Raw genomic sequence first — 22,388 nt, 5'->3', positions numbered from 1 at the left:
GAAAGTTATTGAATATCATCTTACATCAAAAACTTTTTATTAACTTTGCCTTCGTATGTACGTCAAACTCTTAAAAGAAAAGCAAATGAAAAAAGGTTTGAAAATCGCAGCTATCGTTGTAGGGGTAATAATCATTCTGATGCTCCTCCTTCCTTTCGCCTTCCAAGGTAAGATAGCAGGTATTGTAAAAACAGAAGGCAACAAGATGCTCAATGCACAATTTGATTTCAAGAAACTCAACATTAGCCTGTTCCGCAACTTTCCGCAGGCTTCTGTTACTCTCGAAGATTTCTGGCTGAAAGGCGCGGGAGAATTCGCAAACGATACCCTTGTACAAGCCGGAGAGGTGACTGCCACCATCAATCTGTTCTCCCTTTTCGGAGACAGCGGTTATGACATCTCCAAAGTATTCATAGAAGATACCCGCCTGCACGCCATTGTCCTGCCGGACGGTCGTGCCAACTGGGATATTATGAAGCCCGACACGACAGACACGCAGGAAACGCCTGCCGCGGAAGAAGATTCATCTCCTTTCAAAGTCAAGCTGCAACGTTTTGTCATCAAGAACATGAATTTGATTTATGACGACCAGCAAGGTAAAATGTATGCCGACATCCGTGATTTCAACGCCCTTTGTGCCGGTGACCTGGGCAGTGACCGCACTACGCTGAAACTGGAAGCGGAAACCAAATCACTGACTTACAAGATGAATGGCATTCCTTTCCTTGCAAACGCCAACATCTCCGCCAAGATGGATGTAGACGCCGATCTTGCCAACAACAAGTATACACTGAAAGACAATACCATTCGCCTCAACGCCATTCAGGCAGGTATCGACGGTTGGGTGGAACTGAAAGATCCCGCTATCGACATGGATCTCAAACTCAATACCAATGATGTAGGCTTCAAGGAAATACTGTCTTTGATTCCCGCCATTTACGCAACGGAATTCTCCAGTCTGAAAACAGACGGAACCGCTACTCTTGCCGCATCAGCCAAAGGTACGCTGCAAGGAGATACTGTCCCCGCATTCAACATCGACATGCAAGTCAAGAACGCTATGTTCCGTTATCCGGCATTGCCTGCAGGAGTCGATCAGATCAACATTAATGCCAACGTCCGAAATCCGGGAGGAAATATAGACCTGACCACCATCCAAATCAACCCGTTCAGTTTCCGTCTGGCAGGGAATCCTTTCAGTCTGACTGCGGACGTGAAAACACCGATCAGCGACCCCGATTTCAAAGCTGAGGCAAAAGGTACCCTCGACCTGGGTATGATCAAACAGGTATATCCTTTGGGAGATATGGAACTGAACGGAACCATCAACGCCGATATGCAAATGTCCGGACGTCTTTCTTATATAGAGAAAGAACAGTACGACAACATGAAAGCCTCCGGAACCATCGGTCTGACCAATATGAAACTGAAAATGCAGGATATGCCGGATGTGGATATCAAGAAATCACTCTTCACCTTCACCCCGAAATATCTGCAACTGAGCGAAACGACGGTCAATATCGGTAAGAACGATATTACTGCCGACAGCCGTTTCGAGAACTATATCGGCTACGCTCTGAAAGGTACTACACTGAAAGGAACGCTGAACATTCATTCCAATTATTTCAATCTGAATGATTTCATGACAGCCTCCGCAGATAGCGTGGCAACTACCGAAGCAGCTGCCACAGACTCCACGGCAATTGCCGGCGTGATAGAAGTTCCGCGCAATATCGACTTCCAGATGGACGCCAATCTGAAACAGGTGCTGTTTGACAAGATGACATTCAACAATATGAACGGTAAACTTATTGTCAAAGACGGAAAGGTAGATATGAAGAACCTTTCTATGGGTACCATGGGCGGCAACGTGGTGATGAACGGATATTACTCTACCGCCAATGCGAAGAAACCGGAAATGAAAGCCGGATTCAAACTGTCAGATATCAGCTTCTCACAGGCATACAAAGAACTGGATATGGTTCAGCAACTGGCTCCTATCTTTGAGAACCTGAAAGGAAACTTCTCCGGCAGCATCAATGTGCTGACCGACTTGGACGCAGCTATGAGCCCGGTACTGGAAACGATGCAAGGAGACGGCAGCTTGTCTACCCGCGACCTCAGTCTGAGTGGTGTGAAAGCAATCGACCAGATAGCCGATGCCATCAGCCAACCGAGTCTGAAAGAAATGAAAGTGAAAGATATGACACTAAATTTCACCATCAAAGACGGACGGGTGGAAACCAAACCGTTTGATATCAAAATGGGTGACTATAATCTGAATCTTTCCGGTAGCACAGGACTTGACCAGACCATCGACTACTCCGGCAAGATCAAGCTTCCGGCATCCACCGGCATTTCCAAGCTGATGACACTCGATCTGAAGATCGGCGGTTCATTCACTTCCCCGAAAGTCAGTGTCGATACAAAGAGTATGGCCAATCAGGCACTTGAATCCGTAGCCGACGAAGCAATCAGCAAACTGGGAGAAAAGCTCGGACTGGATTCTGCCACGACTGCCAACAAAGATTCCATCAAACAGAAAGTGACGGAAAAAGCTACAGAGAAAGCACTTGATTTCTTAAAGAAGAAACTTAAATAAGAAAAGGAGAAGAGAGTATGCTTCTGAAACTGTACGATAAAAACAATAACCCGCAGGACTTGCAACGGGTAACCGACATCCTGAACGACGGCGGACTGATCATCTATCCTACGGATACGATGTACGCCATCGGATGCCACGGGCTGAAAGAACGTGCTATTGAACGGATTTGCCGGATCAAAGATATTGATCCGCGCAAAAACAACCTGTCTATCATCTGCTACGATCTAAGCAGTATCAGCGAGTATGCCAAAGTGGGTAATAATGAGTTCAAGCTCATGAAGCATAATCTCCCCGGCCCATTCACGTTTATCCTGAATGGCACCAACCGGCTGCCCAAAATCTTCCGTAACCGAAAAGAGGTGGGTATCCGTATGCCGGACAACAATATCATCCGTGAAATCGCCCGCTTACTGGATGCTCCTATTATGACCACCACACTGCCATATGATGAGCATGAAGATCTGGAATATATGACCGATCCCGAACTGATTGACGAAAAGTTCGGTGATATCGTGGATCTGGTAATCGACGGAGGAATAGGAGGCATAGAACCTTCTACAGTAGTGAAGTGCACAGAAGATGAACCGGAAATTGTCCGTCAGGGAAAAGGCTGGCTGGAAGGGATTTAATCCCGAAGACTATTAACTTAGAGAATATATAAATCAGGCACGGACTACACGGATTTCACGGTTTTAAAAGATTACATATCTAAAAAACGTGTTAATCCGTGAAATCCGTGCCTGAATATTTCTTACTTAATCAATGATTCCGGATCCAGATGACCTGCTTCGATATCCTTGAAGTAACGGTAAGTACCTACTTTCAACTCTTCCGTAGCAGCATCGTCACAAACGATAATACCCTTTTCGTGCATCTGCAAAGCACTGATAGTCCACATCTGAGTGATAGAACCTTCTACTGCATGATATAATGCGCGGGCCTTATTGTGACCATTTACGATAATCATCACTTCTTTAGCAGAAAGCACAGTGCCTACACCAACAGTCAGAGCTGTCTTCGGAACTTTGTTAATATCGTTGTCAAAGAAACGGGAGTTCGCAATGATTGTATCCGTAGTCAGCGTTTTCTGACGGGTACGGGAAGTCAGTGAAGAACCCGGTTCGTTGAATGCGATGTGTCCGTCTGGACCAATGCCACCCATGAAAAGGTCGATGCCACCATAAGACTTAATCTTTTCCTCGTAGCGTGCACATTCTGCATCCAGGTCGGGAGCATTACCGTTCAGGATATTCGTATTTTCCTTTTTGATATCGATATGGCTGAAGAAGTTATTCCACATAAAAGAGTAATAGCTTTCCGGATGTTCTTTCGGCAAGCCTACATATTCATCCATATTAAATGTTACGACGTTCTGGAAAGAAACGATTCCTTTCTTATTTAAATCGATCAAAGCTTTATACATACCCAGAGGTGAAGATCCCGTAGGACAGCCCAATACAAAAGGTTTTTCCGGAGTTGGGTTGGCAGCTTTTATTTTTGCGGCAACGTAATGTGCAGCCCACTGAGATACGGACTGATAGTCCGGCTGAATAATAAGTCTCATAAGTCGATTGTTTTATAGGTTAGTAAATAATTGTTCATTCTTTATTTAGCGGTCTTTTTTCAAGCGGTCCGCCATCGCACGTGCCAGGTTCTCACACTGGGTATAAGTAATATCCTGCATCGCCTGTTTCATCTCTACCGGATCGCCTACCAGTTCGAACTTACTCTTTTCCGCAAATTCAGCCATACGCTTCACAGCAGCTCCTGCCCAGGTGAAGGAACCGAAGTATCCCAAATAACGTCCTTTGAGTTCGCGAACCAGAATCTTAGACAATAACGATTCCACTTCCGGGAATATCTGATTACTGTATGTCGGAGAACCGACAATCAATCCTTTATAACGGAAAATATCTGCAAGGATATAAGAAGGATGACTCTTCGTCACATTGTGCATCACAATATTCCTGATTCCCTGTGCTGAGAGTTCCGCAGCAATAGCTTCCGCCATCTGTTCCGTATTTCCATACATACTGCCATATACGATAACCACACCTTCGTCCGCATCATAACGGCTCAGACGGTCGTAGATACCGATCACCCTGGAAATATTCTCTGTCCATACCGGTCCGTGTGTAGAGCAAATGGTAGTGATAGGCAGTCCTCCCAATTTTTGCAGGGCTTTCTGTACCGGACTACCGTATTTGCCAACGATATTGGAGTAGTAACGCACCATTTCACCCCAGTACTTATCTACATTGATACGGGTATCCAGAAATCCTCCGTCTACAGTGCCAAAGCATCCGAATCCGTCACCGGAGAAAAGGATTCCGTCCGTTTCATCAAATGTCATCATCGTTTCGGGCCAGTGCACCATCGGAGTCATATAGAAACGAAGCATATGCTTGCCTAATGCAAGGAAGTCTCCGTCTTTCACCAGATATTGCTCGCCGGTAACACCGTAGAATCCTTCAATCATACCGAAGGTTTGCTTATTGCCGACAATAATAATATCCGGATAGTGTTGTTTAATCAATCGGATGGAGCCCGAATGATCCGGCTCCATGTGATTTATAATCAAATAGTTAATAGGACGTTCGCCGATTACTTGCTTGATCTTGCGCAAGTAGACTTCAAAATAACAGATATCTACAGTATCCACCAACGCCACCATTTCATCATCAATCAAATAAGAGTTATACGAAACTCCATAGGGCAACGGCCATAACGCCTCAAAACGGTGTTTATTACGGTCATTTACCCCCACATAGTGGACATTTCCTTTAATTCTTGTTTTCTGTTCCATTCTTCAACTTTAATTAATTTCTGCTCACCAGCTATGATCCTCTGAGGACAGAGATTTATTCTGTGGTGAAGTTATCTTCCGCAAAAATAACTCTTTTTTCTGAATCCCTGTACTTCTTACCTTGATAAGCTCCCCTTTCTTTCATTCTTTTTTGCAAACGAGTTACAAATTCATAATTCTTCAGTCCCCAGTCCGGAGCAATCAGTAGTTCCTTGGGAGACTGCGAAACAAAACGTTCCAGTACCAGATCCGGACGGAGATGCTCTACATAGTCAATCACCAGGTCAATATATTCGTCCACTTCCGTAAACAGATGAAAACCTTCCGGATTCTCTTCGTATTCATGCGCCATGCGAGTACCACGAATCAACTGTAACTGATGAATTTTGAGTGTGGACAAAGGAAGCGCGGAAAGGATTCCTGCCTGCTCTACCATTGTATCATGTGTCTCTCTCGGAAGACCGAGGATGACGTGCCCGCCCGTCAGTATGCCACAGGCGGCGGTACGCTGAACAGCCTCTACCGTATCCGCATACGTATGTCCGCGATTGATACGCCGCAATGTCTCATCACTGGCACTCTCAATGCCATATTCCACCATCAGGAATGTATGGCGGTTCAGTTCTTCCAGATACTGAAGCAGTTCTTCCGGCATACAATCCGGACGCGTACCGATCACCAATCCTACTACTCCGTCTACCTGCAACGCCTCTTCATATTTACGTTTCAGTCCTTCCAGTTCTGCATAAGTATTGGTATATGCCTGGAAGTACGCCAGATATTTCATCTCCGGATATTTATGGGCAAAGAAACATTTCCCCTCCTCCAGTTGGGTAGCAATCGACTTTTCCGTCCGGCAATAGTCCGGGTTGAAAGTCTGGTTATTGCAATACGTACAACCGCCCCATCCCTTCGTCCCATCCCGATTGGGACAAGTAAAACCGGCATTTAATGATATTTTCTGCACTTTGTAAGGAAAATGTTTTCGCAGAAAGGTTGGGAAATCATTATATTGTATTTGATAAGACATATCTATTTAATTCATTTGTTATTTGTGTGGCAAACATAAGAAAAAACAGCGAGTTACGGAAAGATGCCCCAAAATATCTTCAATATATTAAAAAAAACATAAAGTGCATAAGATAAATTAATATTTATTGCGAAAGCAGAAACTATTTAGTTAGTTTTGTGTGATTTTAAGCATTGACGGGAGGATACTTGTGAAAGTCTTGTGCAATTATTCCCCAATTATGATTTCATCTCACCATACCCCATGCGACTCTCGTCAATAAACTATCCTCTTTATGTTCTAAAAACAGAATATAAAGAGGATTTTTAGCATAAGCAGGCAGACAAGACAGCGAAAGGGAGGAAAAAATAGGCAAACTTTCGTATTATCCGTTCAATGTAGCGTCCGGGCTTCTTGTTTTCCATTCTTTTACTTATTTTTGTTCTAACAAAAAACACCGATATTATGAAACGCGCCTGGCTCCTTCTTATTTCTCTTTTTAACTTTTGCATATTAGTGGCCCAGCCTACCTATCAGATCAAGCATTATTCCGTCAATGACGGAATGTCACAAGGAATAGTACAGACAATCATACAAGACAAAAAAGGATTCCTATGGTTCGGCACCTGGAACGGGCTGAATAAATTCGACGGATATACATTCAAAAACTATAAGACATCTTACAAAGACGGCTATATTCTGAATACCAACCGGATCAGTCAGATAGCGGAAACGAAATATGGGGATATCTGGTGCCAAGCCTATGACGGACGGGTGTATATGTTCGACAATCAGACAGAGAAGTTCATCGACATTTTAGGTTCAGTAGCAGAAACGATGATAACGAATAATTATGCCGACCATATTTATACCCTTTCCAAAGGAATCTCATGGATCACCTTTCAAAACGAATGTGCCGCCATCCGCATAGATGACCAACTTTGCAAACAGGGGAAAGGAATCACTCTGTACAGTTCCTTCAAACAAAACTTGAAGGGAGACAAGATATATACCGTTTTCGAAGATTCCGAAGGAGATGAATGGATACTGACCAACAAAGGAATCTCGATCATAGGAAAGAAGCAGGTAGACAGCGATTTCCCGTTCCAATACATTAAAGAAGCGGATGGAATTATTTATCTGGTTTCCCAATCGGACAAATTGGCCTCTTACAACTTTAAGACCAGACAATTCAAATTCATAGAGATTCCTTATCATGTTTCGATGATTAACGAAGTCAAGAAGTTTGACTCCAATACACTTTTGCTGGCTACAGACAACGGACTGATTATTTATAAGATAAAAGAAAAAGAATTCCAGTTAATTGATATACGCACATCAACGCAACCTTCCAGCGTCGTACAGTCAGTTTATCAAGACCATTACAAGGAACTATGGATATTCCCCCAAACGACAGGAGTGATCCGTTATAATCCATCCACCGAGGAAATGCAGCATTTGTTCACACCGGCCGACGAAGTGATCAGATATGAACGGAAAAATAAGAATGTGATCTTTGAAGACCGGCAACACACGTTATGGGTTCTCCCCCCGGAAGGGAATCTGTCTTATTATGACCGTGAAAACAAAGAACTGAAACCCATGCTGAAGGACAGCAACAATCCGAAGTCTGTTTTCAGTCCGCTCGTCCGCTTTTACACACTGGACAATCAGGGCAACTGCTGGCTGACCAGTACACGTGGCATTTACAAATTGTCCTTCTTTCCACATACCTATAATCTGGTGCATATTGACAATGGATTCGAGACCCGCGCTTTTTTATGCGACAATGAAAAGAGGCTGTGGGTTTCTTCGAAGGCACAGATGATCAGAGTGTACCAACCGGACGGACAGTTGGAAGGCTATCTGACGCCACAAGGAAAAATAAGCAAAGATAAACAGAGTTTTACAAGCGTATATTGCTTTCTTGAAGACCATGAAGGCAATATCTGGATAGGAACAAAGGAAAACGGCATTTATCTGTTAAAGAAAAAGTCGCCGGATTCCTATTCCGTACAACAATTCACTCATCAACCGAATATGCCATACAGCTTGAGTGGCAACAGTGTATATTCCATTTTTCAAGATAGCCATAAACGTATCTGGATAGGCTGCTATGGCGGAGGAATCAATTTGCTAACCTACAATAAGGACGGTAAGACAGAATTTATACACAGCGATAATGAGTTGAAGAATTACCCGACCGGCTACGCTTCGAAAGTCCGCCACATATCCGAAGCGCCGGGCGGTGTGCTGTTAATAGGAACCACCAACGGATTACTGACTTTCTCCAATCAATTTGAGAGACCGGAAGAAATCAAGTTTTATCGTAATTGTTGCGAGTCAGGAATAAGTACCAGCCTGAGCGGAAATGATGTGATGCATACATACACCGACAAGCAAAAACGAACCTATATAGCCAGCTTTACGGGAGGCATCAGCCAAATCGTATCCAAGAACCTGCTCAGCAACAAGATTGAGTTCAAGACATATACAACGGATGACGGACTGGCTTCGGACTTGGTACAAGCCATGCAGGAAGATCAACAAGGCAACTTATGGATTCTTTCGGAAAATGCCATTTCTAAATTCGACGCTCAAAGAAAGACTTTCGAGAATTACGGGCTTAACTCTCTGCACCAGGAATTTAGCTTCTCAGAAGCGGCACCGGTGATCAACGCTCGAAATCAAATCGTATTCGGTACAGACAAGGGATTCATTGAGATTTCTTCCAAAGAGATGCAGAAAAGTTCCTATGTCCCTCCCATTGTCTTTACCGGTTTGAAAGTGCAGGGACAATCTTCTGTCATCGCCATTGACGATCTGGAAGAATTACGCCTCACCCCCTCTCAGCGTAATGTTACTTTCCAGTTTGCGGCACTCGATTATGTCGATTCCAAAGAAATCCGTTACGCATACCGACTGAAAGGACTGGAAGAAGAGTGGCACGACGGGGACAAGAACCGTTCTGCCAGCTACATCAACTTGCCGAACGGCAAATATAAACTGCAAATCAAATCCACCAACAGCGACGGCGTATGGATGGACAATATTCGCACTTTATCCATCAACGTACTGCCCACTTTCTGGGAGACGGGCTGGGCATGGCTGCTCTACGTTATTCTCTTCGTTCTCTTTACGGGCAGTATCGTATATGTACTTTTTTATATTTATCGGTTGCGCCACCAAGTGGATATCGAGCAACAACTATCCAATATCAAGCTCCGTTTCTTTACTGACATATCTCATGAACTCCGGACACCGCTGACTCTGATCAGCAGCCCGGTCAATGAAGTTCTGGAAAATGAAGACTTATCCGCCACAGCCCGTGAGCACTTGACTGTGGTACAAAAGAATGCCGAACGTATGCTACGTCTCATGAATCAGATTCTGGACTTCCGTAAGATACAGAATCAGAAGATGAAAGTACTGGTGGAGAAGACAGACCTGATTCCACTTCTTGAAAAAGTAATGATCAACTTCCGCTTGATTGCAGAAGAAAAGAAGATTAATTTCCGGTTGGCAAGCGAACTTAAATCAATATATGCATGGATAGACCGCGATAAGTTTGAAAAGATATTCTTTAATCTGATATCCAACGCATTCAAATATACACCGGCTGAGAAGGCGATTACAATAGAAGTGACAAAACAGACAGATAAAGTGACAATCTCTGTGGTGGATGAAGGCATCGGAATTGAACCGACTAAACTGCGTACTTTGTTCCAGCGCTTCGAAACACTGGCACAGCAGAATATGCTCCAACCGTCTTCCGGCATCGGCCTGTCATTGGTAAAAGAAATGGTCGACATGCATCACGGTACAATCAAAGTAACGAGCGAACCAGAAGCAGGAAGCCGTTTCATGGTAACTCTGCCTCTTCAAAAAGAAGTCTTCGAACAAGACAGTCAGGTGGAATTTATTCTGAATGACAGTCAAAGTCCGACTACTCATCCGGACAGCAGCCTCCAGACTGAAAAAAGAGCAGAAGCGGAAGACAAAGAAGATATGGAGAATAATACGGCTCCGGATACGCTTACTATATTGGTGGTTGAGGACAATGAGGAACTGAAAGCTTTCTTAAAAAACATCTTATCAGAGAATTATACTGTTATCACCGCTTCGAACGGAAAAGAAGGATTGCAACACGCAGTTGATAATATCCCCGATCTTATCATCAGTGACGTAATGATGCCGGTTATGGACGGTCTGGAGATGATTCGGCAAATCAAAGAAAACAATAACATCTGCCACATTCCCATTATTGTATTATCGGCAAAAGCCTCTTTGGATGACAGGATTGCCGGACTGGAGCAAGGTATAGATGACTATATCACAAAACCTTTCAGCGCCACATATCTGAAAACACGTATCGCTTCACTGCTCCGCCAACGCAAATCCTTGCAGGAAATCTATATGGCCAAACTGACGGAAGGAAAAGAAATAGCTGTCGCAGAAGCTCTTACCCCATCGCAACCGCAGATTACTCCCTACGACGAGCAATTCATGCAAAAGGTAATGGAGTTCATAGAAGAACAGATGGATAATGCCGAACTGACCATCGACGAATTTGCAGAGCATCTGATGCTCAGCCGCACCATCTTCTATCGGAAACTGAAGTCCATCATCGGACTGACTCCTGTAGACTTCATACGTGAAGTACGCATCAAACGTGCAGCACAGCTAATAGACAGCGGGGAATATAATTTCTCACAGGTAGCCTATATGACCGGTTTCAATGACCCGAAGTATTTCAGTAAATGCTTCAAGAAGGTAGTAGGTATCACGCCTTCCGAATATAAAGAGAAGAATAAATAAAAAAAGAAGCCGACCGTACGCATTCATTAATCACCATAACCGGCTATTTTCTTTCGTAGCACCTAGGTCAGACAATTGTAGCACCCAGGTCAGATAACTGAAGCACCTAGGTAATACATTCGTCTCACCTAGGTGCTACGAAAGAAAAACGACTAAAGACATAAAAGATTTTGGCTAGCAGGATACTTATTTATCCCTATGTTCCAATAAGTTAGCAACAGTTCCGTATCTGTTAATTCCGCTGATTTCCGGAAAGCAGCATTTTTCCGGAATCCTTTTTATATTCTTTCCCGTTAATAATAATGCCTGTAGCATTTTTTATCTGTATGCCCGGAGCCTCAGGATCCTCCACTTTGATATTCTCCATATTCACCTGAGAAGCCTGATTGATTACAATACCTTTCTTGGCATTAGTTACAGTCATGTTTTTGATAAAGATATTCTTAAGAGGCATTTCCGGCAGCCCGTTGAAATATACTGCCCGTTCCGCACCTCTGCAAAGAACATTTGAAATATAAATGTTCCTGAAAACAGGAGTTTCCTCATTCACATCCGGTATCGGAGTTTCCGGAAAGTCATTGACAGCATAATACAAATCCATCGTCAGAGCATCATTGGAAATATCAATCATGTTAATATTATCTATGAAAATGTTCTCCACTACGCCACCACGTCCGCGGGTACTCTTAAACCGCAAACCGACATCTGTGCCCACGAAAGAACAGCCCGATACGTATACATTCCGGACACCACCGGACATTTCACTGCCGATTACAAATCCGCCATGCCCATGCAAAACCGTATTATTCTTAATAATCACATTCTCACAAGGTTCTCCCCGCCTGCGTCCATCCTCATCTTTACCCGATTTCAGACAGATAGCATCATCCCCCGCATCAAAAAAACAATTAGTGACCAGTACGTTTTTACACGACTCCACATCCAGCGCATCGCCATTTTGCGAATACCAGGGATTGAACACCTTCACATCGTTCAAAGTCAAAGATTCGCAGGACAAAGGATGGATACACCAGCCCGGTGAGTTCTTGAAAGTCACCCCTTCCAGCAGAATCCGTTTGCTCTTTACTATACTCAGCATGACAGGGCGCAACCAGCTTTTCATGTAAGTCCACTCTTCATCGGTTATTTCTTTCTGCCCGTTATTTTGTCCGGTCATAAGTACAGAAGCTTTCAAAGCACCCGCATCAGGATACCATACTTTTCCGTTCTCATCCACTTTACCACCCGAACTCACCAGATTTTTCCATTGCCGTTCCGTCATCTTGTCTTTCTTGACCGGACGCCATCTATCTCCTGCCCCATCGAAAACACCATTGCCGGTGATGGCTATATTTTCAGCATTCATTGCCGAAATCGGCGATTGGCAGCGCTTAGTTTCCAGCCCTTCGAAAGAAGTGTCGATAATGGGATATAGAGATGTATCGCTGCTAAATACAATGAGAGCATTCTTCTCGACATATAGATTAACGTTACTCAAAAGTACGACGGGCCCCGTCAACCATAATCCTTCGGGTATGATAACTTTCCCCCCTCCTTTGGAACTTACCGCCTTGATTGCATTGTTTATCGCCTCTGTGTTCAAGGTCACACCATCGCTGAGTGCGCCGAAATCACGGATATTAACCTCATAATCGGGAAAGGAAGGTTGGCTCACTTCAGGCATTGAAAACGGAAGATTCCTGTATACGTCTCCCTGTTCTTTTGTTCCACTTTCCGGATTTGAATAAACCTGATATGATATAAATATCATAACACCTGTCAGCACAACTCTCAAATCCTTTTTCAAAATTCCATTCATCTCTTTTTAATTTATTTTATCGGGTTCCTATTGATAACTACTTACAGAAATATCCATATCTTCATTGATATGTTTTTCCCATTTCACAAGCAAAAGTAATGGAAGTCTACTCCCCCTAAGTTCAATTATTGACAGATTAGGAGTAAAAAATAGTCATTTACCTGTTCGTCTATTAAAATTGTACTCAAACAAAGTATATCTCCGGAAAATAATTCATAAAAAAGCCATAGTAGAAAAGTATTATAAAATTCTTCCTTACTATGGCCCTTAATCTAATCCTGAAAACAGTTTTAATCTATGGTCAGAGTTTCATCATCTTGCCAATCTATAGTTCCGGCAGCACCATTTTGGTCTGTCCAGCCTTTGGTCTGTCCGAGCCAGGAGTTATTGTCCAAAATATCTTTTGACAGACCCATTATATAATAATTAGATCGCCATCCGATCTTAATCCATTCATTGCTGTTGTTCTTATCAGGTTGCACATTGGGCTCCCCGTACTGGAAATTAGACTCCCAAAAATCAGCCACTTCTTTAAGTTGCTTCTGGAAATCGGCAGATTCAGGGTCTGCAAATATATTCTTACGCAGTTCCGACAACACATCTTTACTGCCTGGAGTATATCCATCTTTTACATCCACATATTTAGCTGTACGATATCTTTCGGTCAACGGAGTTACTCCCAGGAATGAACAGGTATTAGTGGTACTCAACTGCATAGCTTCTCCCCGTCCTCCATCATAAAGCATCCAACGCCAAATATCCCAATATCTTTTGCCTTCATATGCCAGTTCGACCTGACGTTCACGCAAACAGGCAGCCAACGCCGATGCCCGGTCAAACACATAAGTATCCAAACCGTAATTATTAGTGGAAGGAATCCCAACCCGCGCACGCAATTTCCCGATTGCCTGTTTACATAAATCAATCTGATTGGTTGCCGCATAACACTCGGCAAGATTCAATTGCAATTCCGCATAACGGAAATCATAGATATGCACTCCCGAAGCTTCGTAGTTGTTGGCAGAAGCAGTATTGAGTCCACTCATCTTACGTACGAATACCGGACTGGTTATATTTACTCCTTCACTATAGGCAAAGCCGCTGGTAGTTGACTCCGAAGTTCGCCAACGATAAGCCCAGACCGTATCATTGGTGACATCTTTATGTCCCCACTTCAAACCATTAAAGGCAAATGTCTGGTAGAAACGCGGATCACGGTTTTCCATAAAGCGCAAACTACCTTCGGTAACCTGATGAGCGGCATCGGGAAGTGTACCGTCAGCCATAGGGAATACATCGATCAACTCAATAGGAGCACCTTTTCCACCGCTTCCTCCTTGAGAACTCAAACGGATATTCTTCTCCCAGCGATTATTCTTGTAACCTAATGACGAGTTGCTTTCCTTAGCCAATAGTCGGACAACTAATGTTTCTCTGTTAGAATGTTCATTATCGTCATCCGCCAATATTTTACTCCAGCTTGCAGCATCCGTCACACCGTCCAATCCACTGGCAGTAATACCGGAAATAGCGTTCTGAGTAGCTTCCAGGGCTTTTTGCCAACGAAGGTTGCCCGGATCATTCCAATTCTTATTAAAGATGGGGCTGGCATAGAATAATAACACACGGCTCTTGTATGCCAATGCTCCGCCACGTGTGAGACGTCCGTAATCGTTTGTTCCCCATTCATCCGGCAGCAAAGCGGCCGCATCGGTCAAGTCTTTCACAATCTGTTCCACACATTGGGTCACAGAGGATCTTGGCAGTCCTGCATCGGTCACCTCAGCATTCAGCACTGTTGTCACAATAGGTACGCAACCATACATACGAACCAAATCAAACAACTGCATGGCACGTAGAAAGAGGGCCTGCCCTTTTGCCTTATCTTTGGTATCCTGCGAAACCGAGGAAGCATCAATGTCACGAAGCAGGATATTGCAGTTACGTATACGCGTATAAGCATTGTTTGTAACACTTGAACCTAGTGCCTTGCCGAAATAACCGGCAAACAAGGGGTCGTAACTTTTACCGCTGGATGCATCTGTCTGTGTTTTTATATCATCAATGGTCGAATATTGCGTACTCGGGTCAATCCGGCTGGTAGACGTGATTCCCCACATCTCATCCGTGAATTCGTTAAAATCCTGCGCATAAGAAGTATACAATCCCAAATACTGAGACGTCGGAGATGTATAGTTTTCAAAACTAGTCTGATATAATCCGGCCAGATACCAGGTGATTTTCGTTTCAGAATTAAAATCATCATAAGCTCCGTAATTATTCATATCCAAAAATGAATCACTGCAACCGGACATAAACATACCGAGGGCTAAAGTTCCTGTATATAAAAAGTTTTTCTTTTTCATCGTTGACACAATTATTAAAATGTAACATTAACACCTAATGACCAAGTTCTTAAAGTAGGATAATCTGTAGAAGAAGCATCATACATATTACGGTAATGGTTAGGGTACGGATTGTACAAATCCCACAAATTATTACCGGTCAGATTCAGACGGACAGCCGACATTTTCAACGGAGCAATCCACTTTTTAGGAAGTGTATAGCTGACAGACAGATTACGTATGTAACAACGGAAGGTACTAATCATCCAGAAATCAGAGTTGGCGATAGCCGAACTGGAAATCAGAGATTCTGTTCCCAAGTTAGGGTATTTACCATTCGGATTGTACATTTCGTCAAACATATCTCCCCAGAAAGAATCCGGCGCCCATATCATTGTACTCTTATTACCACCCATAGAAGCACGGTCTATAAAGCGTACTCCACCCCATGAAGTAGCGATATTGGCACTGATAGCAAGTCCTTTCCAGCTGGCACCCAGTCTTGTCGATACATTATAAGTCTTATTCTTTTCACATAACTTTCCATAATCCTGTTCCAATACAATCTGTCCGTTGGGACCTTGTTGAACTCCATTGACCATTTCGCCCCCTAAATCCTGGTAAGCCAGCATACCCGGACGCAAATCGTCTTTACTTGTCTTATCCAGATATTTAGTTTGTCCGCCTTCGGGAGTATATGATTCCAGATAAGACCAATACCTGTTAATATCATCCTGCGTACGCAAAATTCCGTCACCATTCGAGGTTCCTTTCCATACCTTGAATCCCCATACCGGCAGATAAGTAGACATTCCTTCCTCCCAGCTTGAGCTGGACGGATATTTGTTATAGCGCAAACCCGGCACCCACTCTTTCACTCTACTACCGTTCAGACCGAAATCCATACCGATATTATAGTTCACCTGTCCTACCTTGTCACGCCATGTCAAAGACAACTCGCCGCCATATGTATCAACACGGCCAAAATTTTCTTCAGCATACGAACCACCGGCATACACGGGAATTCCCGGTTGGCTAGCCATAAACTGATTCAAGATGTTATCATTGATATCATAGTAGAAATCGAATACCGCACTTAAACGACCATCAAAAAAACGAGTATCAAAACCAAGATTAAACTTGTCGGAAACATCCCATTTCACATTACGGTTCGGAGATGACTGCGGGATCAGACTGGTACCTGGTTTTCCGCTTTCGGCACCGAACTGCATTCCTTTCAAGTCCATCTTGTACTGTTCTTTCCATTTCCACATTTTGATGTTGTCACGTCCCGTACGTCCCCAGGATGCACGTACCTTCAAAAATTCAAACCAAGGAAGCGAGCGTTTGAACCATGATTCTTCAGACGTGATCCATCCTGCAGAGATACCGGGAAAGAATCCCCAGTAATTCTCCGGAGCAAACTTAGTCGAAGCGTCCGAACGGAAAATAAACTGCAGCATATAGCGGTCAGCATAAGAATATGCCACACGTCCCAAGTAAGAAAGCGAGCCCGATTCACCTTTAAGCGTCACTGTATTGTCGGAAGCCAGAGCTGACTTGCCGTCCGGCCCGACGATGGAGGGACCACCGACTCCCAGATAAGTATCAGAAATGTCATGAGCCAGATCGGCATATTCAATATCACGAGAATCATAGAATGATTCATAACGCTCGATGGAAGCCATAGCCGAAATGCTATGTTGGCCAAACGTACGGTCATAGTTTACGTAAAAGTTCATCTGACGTCTTTCCGCCTGTTTATCTTTAAATGATAATGTACTGTTTTTATCAAAGATAGCCGTTTTAAAGGAACTGCTCGGGATGGTATAAACCAAATGCTGATCGGCAGGCATTCTGCCGCCTACATACGCCAGTTCATAAGGGAAACTAGCCTGCTCGGTTGCTTCACTTGAGTGCGAAGACGAATAAGTGGCACGGAGCGACAAACCTTTCACAAAAGGAACTTCGTAGGTCAATGAGATATCAGCATTCCAGCTGTTGCTTCTGTTCTTACTGAACGAACCACTATTATTCAACGCAAAATAATTCCAGGAAGTGACATAATCTCTATTAAAACTCGGACTACTATATGTATTCTCTATAGGTCCCAACCAATATTCCTGATCTTGCCCGTTCTCATCCGGTAAAGTCACACTCCAAGGCATATGGTTGGGCATATGATGCAAAGCACTATAGTCTGATTTTTCCGTACTTCCACTCATCCCGTACAGTTTAAAGCGAGCCCCTTTTGTATAGATCTGATCGGATTTACCCTCATTACCGGCAACCGTGGCTGATAATTTAATATCATTCGTCAAACGCACATCAACACCGGCACGGTAAGTATAACGCTTATAGCTTTGATCACCCAAATTAGCTCCCTGGTCAAAATAAGTAGCTCCGGCATAATATGTAGCACGTTCACTTCCACCGGTAACATTCAGTGTATGTGTCTGTTGGAAAGCCGATTTCCAACCGGCTTTATCCAGCCAATCATAATTCAGGTTATCCATCTCAGCCAATTCCATATCACTATACAACACGTCGAGGTCATCATAACCACTCGCTTTATTGGAACCTATCGCCAAAGCATTATAGAAACGTCCATAAGCAGAACCTTTCAGCACCTTGGAATGACTAACGGCATCATTCACGGCAAATTTACCTGAATAGGAAATAACAGGTACTCCTTTTTTCCCTCTTTTGGTCTTTACAAGAATTGCACCATTGGCAGCACGAGAACCGTAAATCGCTGCGCTGGCATCACGTAACACAGTTATACTTTCTACTTCTGAAGGGTCCAGCATATTAAACTGCTCCATACTCGGCTGTCCATTCGTTCCTAACTGAATGACATCATCAATAATAATCAAAGGGGTGGAATTACCGCCATCCTTGGATATTCCGGTGAAAGTCCGGTTCTGACGGATATAAACCTCATTGGCATTCGTACCCGGACGGCTGGAGCCTAACTGTACATTCAAGCCATTCACCATTCCCTGCAAGGCTTCCGAAAGATTGGATACCGGAAGATCTTCCAGTTCTTCAGCAGAAATAGTCGATACGGAACCGGTAATGTTTTTCTGTTTCATACTACCGTAACCTACTACGACTACTTCATCAAGTTTCTGGTTATCTTCCTGAAGAATGACTTTCAAAGTATCGCCTTTCGGCAGGATTACTTGTTTCAGATATCCGATATAAGATATTACCACCTTTTTCCCATCCGGCACATTCAGCGAAAAGTGACCGTCAATATCAGTAATAGTACCTGTCGTAGCATCCTGTAACCGTATAGTAGCTCCGATAATCGGCTGGCCACTTTCGTCCACTATCTGTCCTGTAACCTTTCGGGTCTGTGCATTGGCTGACAGCGCAAATGCTACGAAACACAATAGCACGCCTACCTTTTTAATGAATGAAGATCTCTTGAACTTCATAAATACAATGTGTTTATTCATATTATATATATTATTTAATGCGCGGTTCATCGTCTCCATTTTGAAGCACCTACGCTGGAACAACCTGTGAATAACTCGTTCAATTTAAAATTGTTAGTCCCCGGAGCAGTGAACAGAGTGGCAGTTGACATTTTAGAATCACTCAGTCCGAGGCTTCCTTTGCTTGAGGTACGATCATTAGCCTGAAAACTATTAACCGAACTGAAAGGATATACGCCGGTATAATCATCCTGTCCTCCGGACCCCAGTTCATTAAATTTCGGAAGTTTTCCGTCTATTTTCATGGAACCGCCAAATACACAATTTTCAATCTTGACAGCAATACTCGGATCTACCCGGAATAAGAAGGAGTTTTCCATCGGCGCATAACAGAATGTAGTATTTGTAATCGAAATACTCTTTCCGCTGCTACTATTCCGCAAATCTGCAATACCGCAAATATTAGTGATAGTACACTCATCAAAAGAGACATCATTGATGTAATTTCCATTTTTGCCATCAGTCGAAACTATACCCTGATTACCGATTGCGTTAATGGTACATTCTTTGAAAGCAATAGCTCCTACATTTCCTGTAGCCTTTTTTGAACGGACAATAGAACGGAAATTCTCAATATAGCAATTAGTGAAATCAATCGTGTTAATCAGAAAAACATCGGACTCCGGACAAATCACTTGTTTACCACTCAAACTGTTATCAGCAACCTCACTTAATGATTTGGAAGCCCTAAGATTGATGCGTTTAAAAGTAACCTTGTCTACAACTCCGCCTTCTACTATACGGAAAGCGTTATCAAAACTAAATGTCGGATAATCTTCCAACGTTTGCGGAGTAACAAAATGAACTGAATGTGCAAACTCAATAACAGTTTCTCCACTATTCAACACGTACGTCTTACCTGCCGGAAGCACAAAGGTTGTACCTTCTGCCAGAGAGTTCCAGTCAAGTTTATTAAAATAATCAGGATCAAATGCTTCGTTACGCAAATCTATCCGGTTTGCCGTCCCATAATCTTCATCCAGATTTTCGGTTACAGTTGTCTTTACTTCTATGCGTGCCTGATAAGTATCCGAACTCTGTTCATCACCCGAATAAAAACTAACACGATAAGAAGTCTCCGGAGTTAAATCATCTATAATTTTGGAGCCGGCCAGATATTCTTCGGAAGAAACGTTATAAACCTTTATATCTTGAGAATTAACAGTCTCCAGCCCCATCGGAACAGCAGTCAGAGCTGTAATCACAACAGTATCATTAGGCGTCCACGAAATAAGAGCCTGTGTATCTATAGTACGAGCTTCTCCTAACTCTATCGACAAAGGGCGGTAAAGAACACCCGTCACCTCTGTTTCCCAATAACCGGACAGCCTTCCGTTACCTTCACATTTCACCTTAAACTTGTAGTTTTCTTCCCAGTCTAAATCTATCACACAGGAAGAACGGTCACCCGGCACGGTCTCCGTCTTATAAAGTTCTTCCCCTTTATCCACCACCTTATACACCTCGACGATATATTCGGTCGCTCCTTCTACGCTTTTCCAACTAAGATATGCCTTGTTTTGCACTATCTCCATAGCAGTAACCGGTCGTAACAATACTTTTGAGCCGGCATCATCATCGTCCGAACAGCTTGTCATTAGTCCTGAAAAACAACTTAACAGGCACCCTACTGTCATTAATTTCAATAAATTCATAGCATTCTATTTTAATATTAACACTGATTTCACTTCTTAAAGTTGTAGGAAATACTTTCACCTACCAGACTATTAAGATATACTTCCAAAGCTGTATAACCAACCTCTGTTGTCCTGTTACGGTCTTCCGGATTAGCAGGGTCCAAACCAACCTTTTTCTCCCAGGCATCATCCATGCCATCCTGATCCGCATCCGTAATGGTTCCGCTGGTTTTATACGTCAGTCCATCCAGACCTTCAGCCTCATCCGGGCTATTTATTATGCCCGGGATAGCACCACTATTGGCGTCTCCGGCTCCTGTATAAGTACAAAGTCCGCTCTTCACTTCTTTTACAATACGCGCATCTACTTTATCACGGGGAAATGCGCCGGCACCACTTTTATCAGCCAACACAGATTGATAAGCTTTCTCCGCAGATTCATATTGGTCAGATAAAGTGTATGATTCCCAGTCGAACCAATATTGTTCATAATTCTCTTTCCCTGAAGGAATAATGAAAGAAGAAGCTTTCATCTCATCGATAGAATAAGGATAATTACCATCCGTATATACACCTTCCCAATTGTCGGAAGTCAGTTGAGAATTACCCTCCATTACATTACCATGAAAGTACCACTTTGAAACGGCACGCAAAGGTGCCTTATTGGGTTCACGGGCGCTTGATTGCCGGAAGAATTTCAGTTCTTTTACCCGGGCTGTCGTAGCGGGCCCCGGTTTATAATAATTATTCACAAAGTTACATGACCATCCATGATGTTCCGGATCCTGAGACTCGTCCATACCTCCATAAGTAGCCATTTGGCTACCCCAATTATAATTCACATTATTAATATATTCCATATAAACAACGATATCCTGTCCAGGATCCTTCCCCCGTGCGCCATTCATCAATGGTGTCCGGCTATTACAATGAGCAAACAGATTATGGTGATAAGTAGATGAAGTTCCTCCCCACGCACCACCATAAGCACGTGCACCTTTTTTATTGACCGAATAATAAAGCCCCTCGCTGGAAATGCACCATTGCACTGTAGAAAAATGAGTATCAATAAAATCGGTATTCTCTTCACTAGCCCAGCTGAAGGAACAGTGGTCAATTATAAAGTTATTCGCATTTTCCACCCGCAGACAAGCAGCATTATGTTCCTTTCCACTCGCATCTTTTTCACCGACACGAAAACGCATATGCCGAATAATAAAGTTCTCCGAACCACCAAAATTTATTTCATTCTTTATGATACAAACACCATCACCGGGAGCTGTTTGTCCAGCCAGCGTGAAGTTCTTAGCTTTGCAACGGATTTCCGACTTTAATTCTATTTTGCCCGAAACTGCAAAAACAACAGTAGTTGCTTCGTTTTGTGAGCATTGCTGCAATGCCCATCTAAAAGAGCCCTCTCCGTCATCGTTGGTATTGGTCACTATAACGACTTTTCCTCCACGACCTCCCGTAGCATTTTTACCGAAGCCTTCAGCTGTAGGGAAAGCCTTTAATACCTCCGGTCCTTTCGCATAGGGACCTAACTCCATATTAGTAAACCCTTTGACATCGGTACACGCCCCTAAAAATAAAAGACAAGCACAAAAAGGATATTGTACCAGGTAACGTCTGAAAAAGACTGGAGTTACCACAAACGTCATTCTAATAAGCACAGGAAAGCGTTGATACCAGGATTTCCATTTCTTAATAAATGCACAATTTTTCATTCATTTCAATTTAAAGTTAATACATATTACTATCTAATCAATACTTATATTACATGCAAATCAATCGTTGAAAACATGGGGAAAATTGAAACAGGAATTATCTTGTGTTTATTCATTAA

Annotated in this window: 11 protein-coding genes; 3 read left to right on the top strand and 8 right to left on the bottom strand. The window is 43.2% G+C overall.

The features are described from left to right. Nucleotides 1-85: 85 nt before the first annotated feature. Together KTR07_RS07905 and KTR07_RS07900 are read left to right on the top strand one after the other, a co-directional pair. Nucleotides 86-2,602: an AsmA-like C-terminal region-containing protein gene (locus tag KTR07_RS07905; protein ID WP_070750937.1), complete on the top strand. Its 2,517-nt coding sequence runs from the start codon at nucleotides 86-88 to the stop codon at nucleotides 2,600-2,602. Between the two features lie 17 nt (nucleotides 2,603-2,619). After that, nucleotides 2,620-3,234, top strand: a complete 615-nt coding sequence (locus tag KTR07_RS07900) for an L-threonylcarbamoyladenylate synthase (RefSeq protein WP_008761010.1) — start codon at nucleotides 2,620-2,622, stop codon at nucleotides 3,232-3,234. 122 nt (nucleotides 3,235-3,356) lie between these two features. Here KTR07_RS07900 and nagB read toward each other — a convergent pair whose 3' ends face one another. Genes nagB through KTR07_RS07885 form a run of 3 tightly spaced genes read right to left on the bottom strand, consistent with a single transcriptional unit; the run spans nucleotide 3,357 to nucleotide 6,441 of the window. After that, the gene (gene nagB / locus KTR07_RS07895; RefSeq protein WP_008761009.1) at nucleotides 3,357-4,169 is read right to left on the bottom strand and encodes a glucosamine-6-phosphate deaminase; all 813 of its coding nucleotides are present in this window, start codon (nucleotides 4,167-4,169) and stop codon (nucleotides 3,357-3,359) included. Nucleotides 4,170-4,214: 45 nt separating this feature from the next. Then, nucleotides 4,215-5,411 carry an FprA family A-type flavoprotein gene (locus tag KTR07_RS07890; RefSeq protein ID WP_008764349.1) on the bottom strand — a complete coding sequence of 399 codons (1,197 nt, stop codon included), beginning with the start codon at nucleotides 5,409-5,411 and terminating at the stop codon, nucleotides 4,215-4,217. Nucleotides 5,412-5,466: 55 nt separating this feature from the next. Continuing rightward, the gene (locus KTR07_RS07885) at nucleotides 5,467-6,441 is read right to left on the bottom strand and encodes a TIGR01212 family radical SAM protein (protein ID WP_062695680.1); all 975 of its coding nucleotides are present in this window, start codon (nucleotides 6,439-6,441) and stop codon (nucleotides 5,467-5,469) included. Nucleotides 6,442-6,885: 444 nt separating this feature from the next. Here KTR07_RS07885 and KTR07_RS07880 point away from each other — a divergent pair, with 444 nt between their 5' ends. Continuing rightward, nucleotides 6,886-11,238: a hybrid sensor histidine kinase/response regulator transcription factor gene (locus KTR07_RS07880; protein ID WP_117981322.1), complete on the top strand. Its 4,353-nt coding sequence runs from the start codon at nucleotides 6,886-6,888 to the stop codon at nucleotides 11,236-11,238. A 232-nt stretch (nucleotides 11,239-11,470) separates the two neighbouring features. Here KTR07_RS07880 and KTR07_RS07875 read toward each other — a convergent pair whose 3' ends face one another. From KTR07_RS07875 to KTR07_RS07855, 5 genes are all read right to left on the bottom strand, one after another. After that, a complete protein-coding gene (locus tag KTR07_RS07875) occupies nucleotides 11,471-13,057 on the bottom strand; it encodes a glycoside hydrolase family 28 protein (RefSeq protein WP_113748803.1) in 1,587 nt (528 codons plus the stop codon). A 290-nt stretch (nucleotides 13,058-13,347) separates the two neighbouring features. Continuing rightward, nucleotides 13,348-15,423, bottom strand: a complete 2,076-nt coding sequence (locus KTR07_RS07870) for a RagB/SusD family nutrient uptake outer membrane protein (protein WP_055229639.1) — start codon at nucleotides 15,421-15,423, stop codon at nucleotides 13,348-13,350. 14 nt (nucleotides 15,424-15,437) lie between these two features. Continuing rightward, the gene (locus KTR07_RS07865) at nucleotides 15,438-18,845 is read right to left on the bottom strand and encodes a TonB-dependent receptor (RefSeq protein WP_181590422.1); all 3,408 of its coding nucleotides are present in this window, start codon (nucleotides 18,843-18,845) and stop codon (nucleotides 15,438-15,440) included. A gap of 47 nt (nucleotides 18,846-18,892) precedes the next feature. Beyond that, the gene (locus tag KTR07_RS07860) at nucleotides 18,893-20,560 is read right to left on the bottom strand and encodes a fibronectin type III domain-containing protein (RefSeq protein WP_048694803.1); all 1,668 of its coding nucleotides are present in this window, start codon (nucleotides 20,558-20,560) and stop codon (nucleotides 18,893-18,895) included. A 29-nt stretch (nucleotides 20,561-20,589) separates the two neighbouring features. Continuing rightward, nucleotides 20,590-22,269 (bottom strand): polysaccharide lyase family 1 protein, encoded by a 1,680-nt coding sequence (locus tag KTR07_RS07855; RefSeq protein ID WP_072066249.1) that lies wholly within the window; start codon nucleotides 22,267-22,269, stop codon nucleotides 20,590-20,592. Nucleotides 22,270-22,388 lie beyond the last annotated feature (119 nt).

The sequence above is a fragment of the Bacteroides sp. MSK.20.82 genome (assembly GCF_019052485.1).
Lineage (GTDB): Bacteria > Bacteroidota > Bacteroidia > Bacteroidales > Bacteroidaceae > Bacteroides > Bacteroides thetaiotaomicron.
Note: the sequence above shows the minus strand (reverse complement) of the source record. Positions and strands in the feature narration are given on the sequence as shown.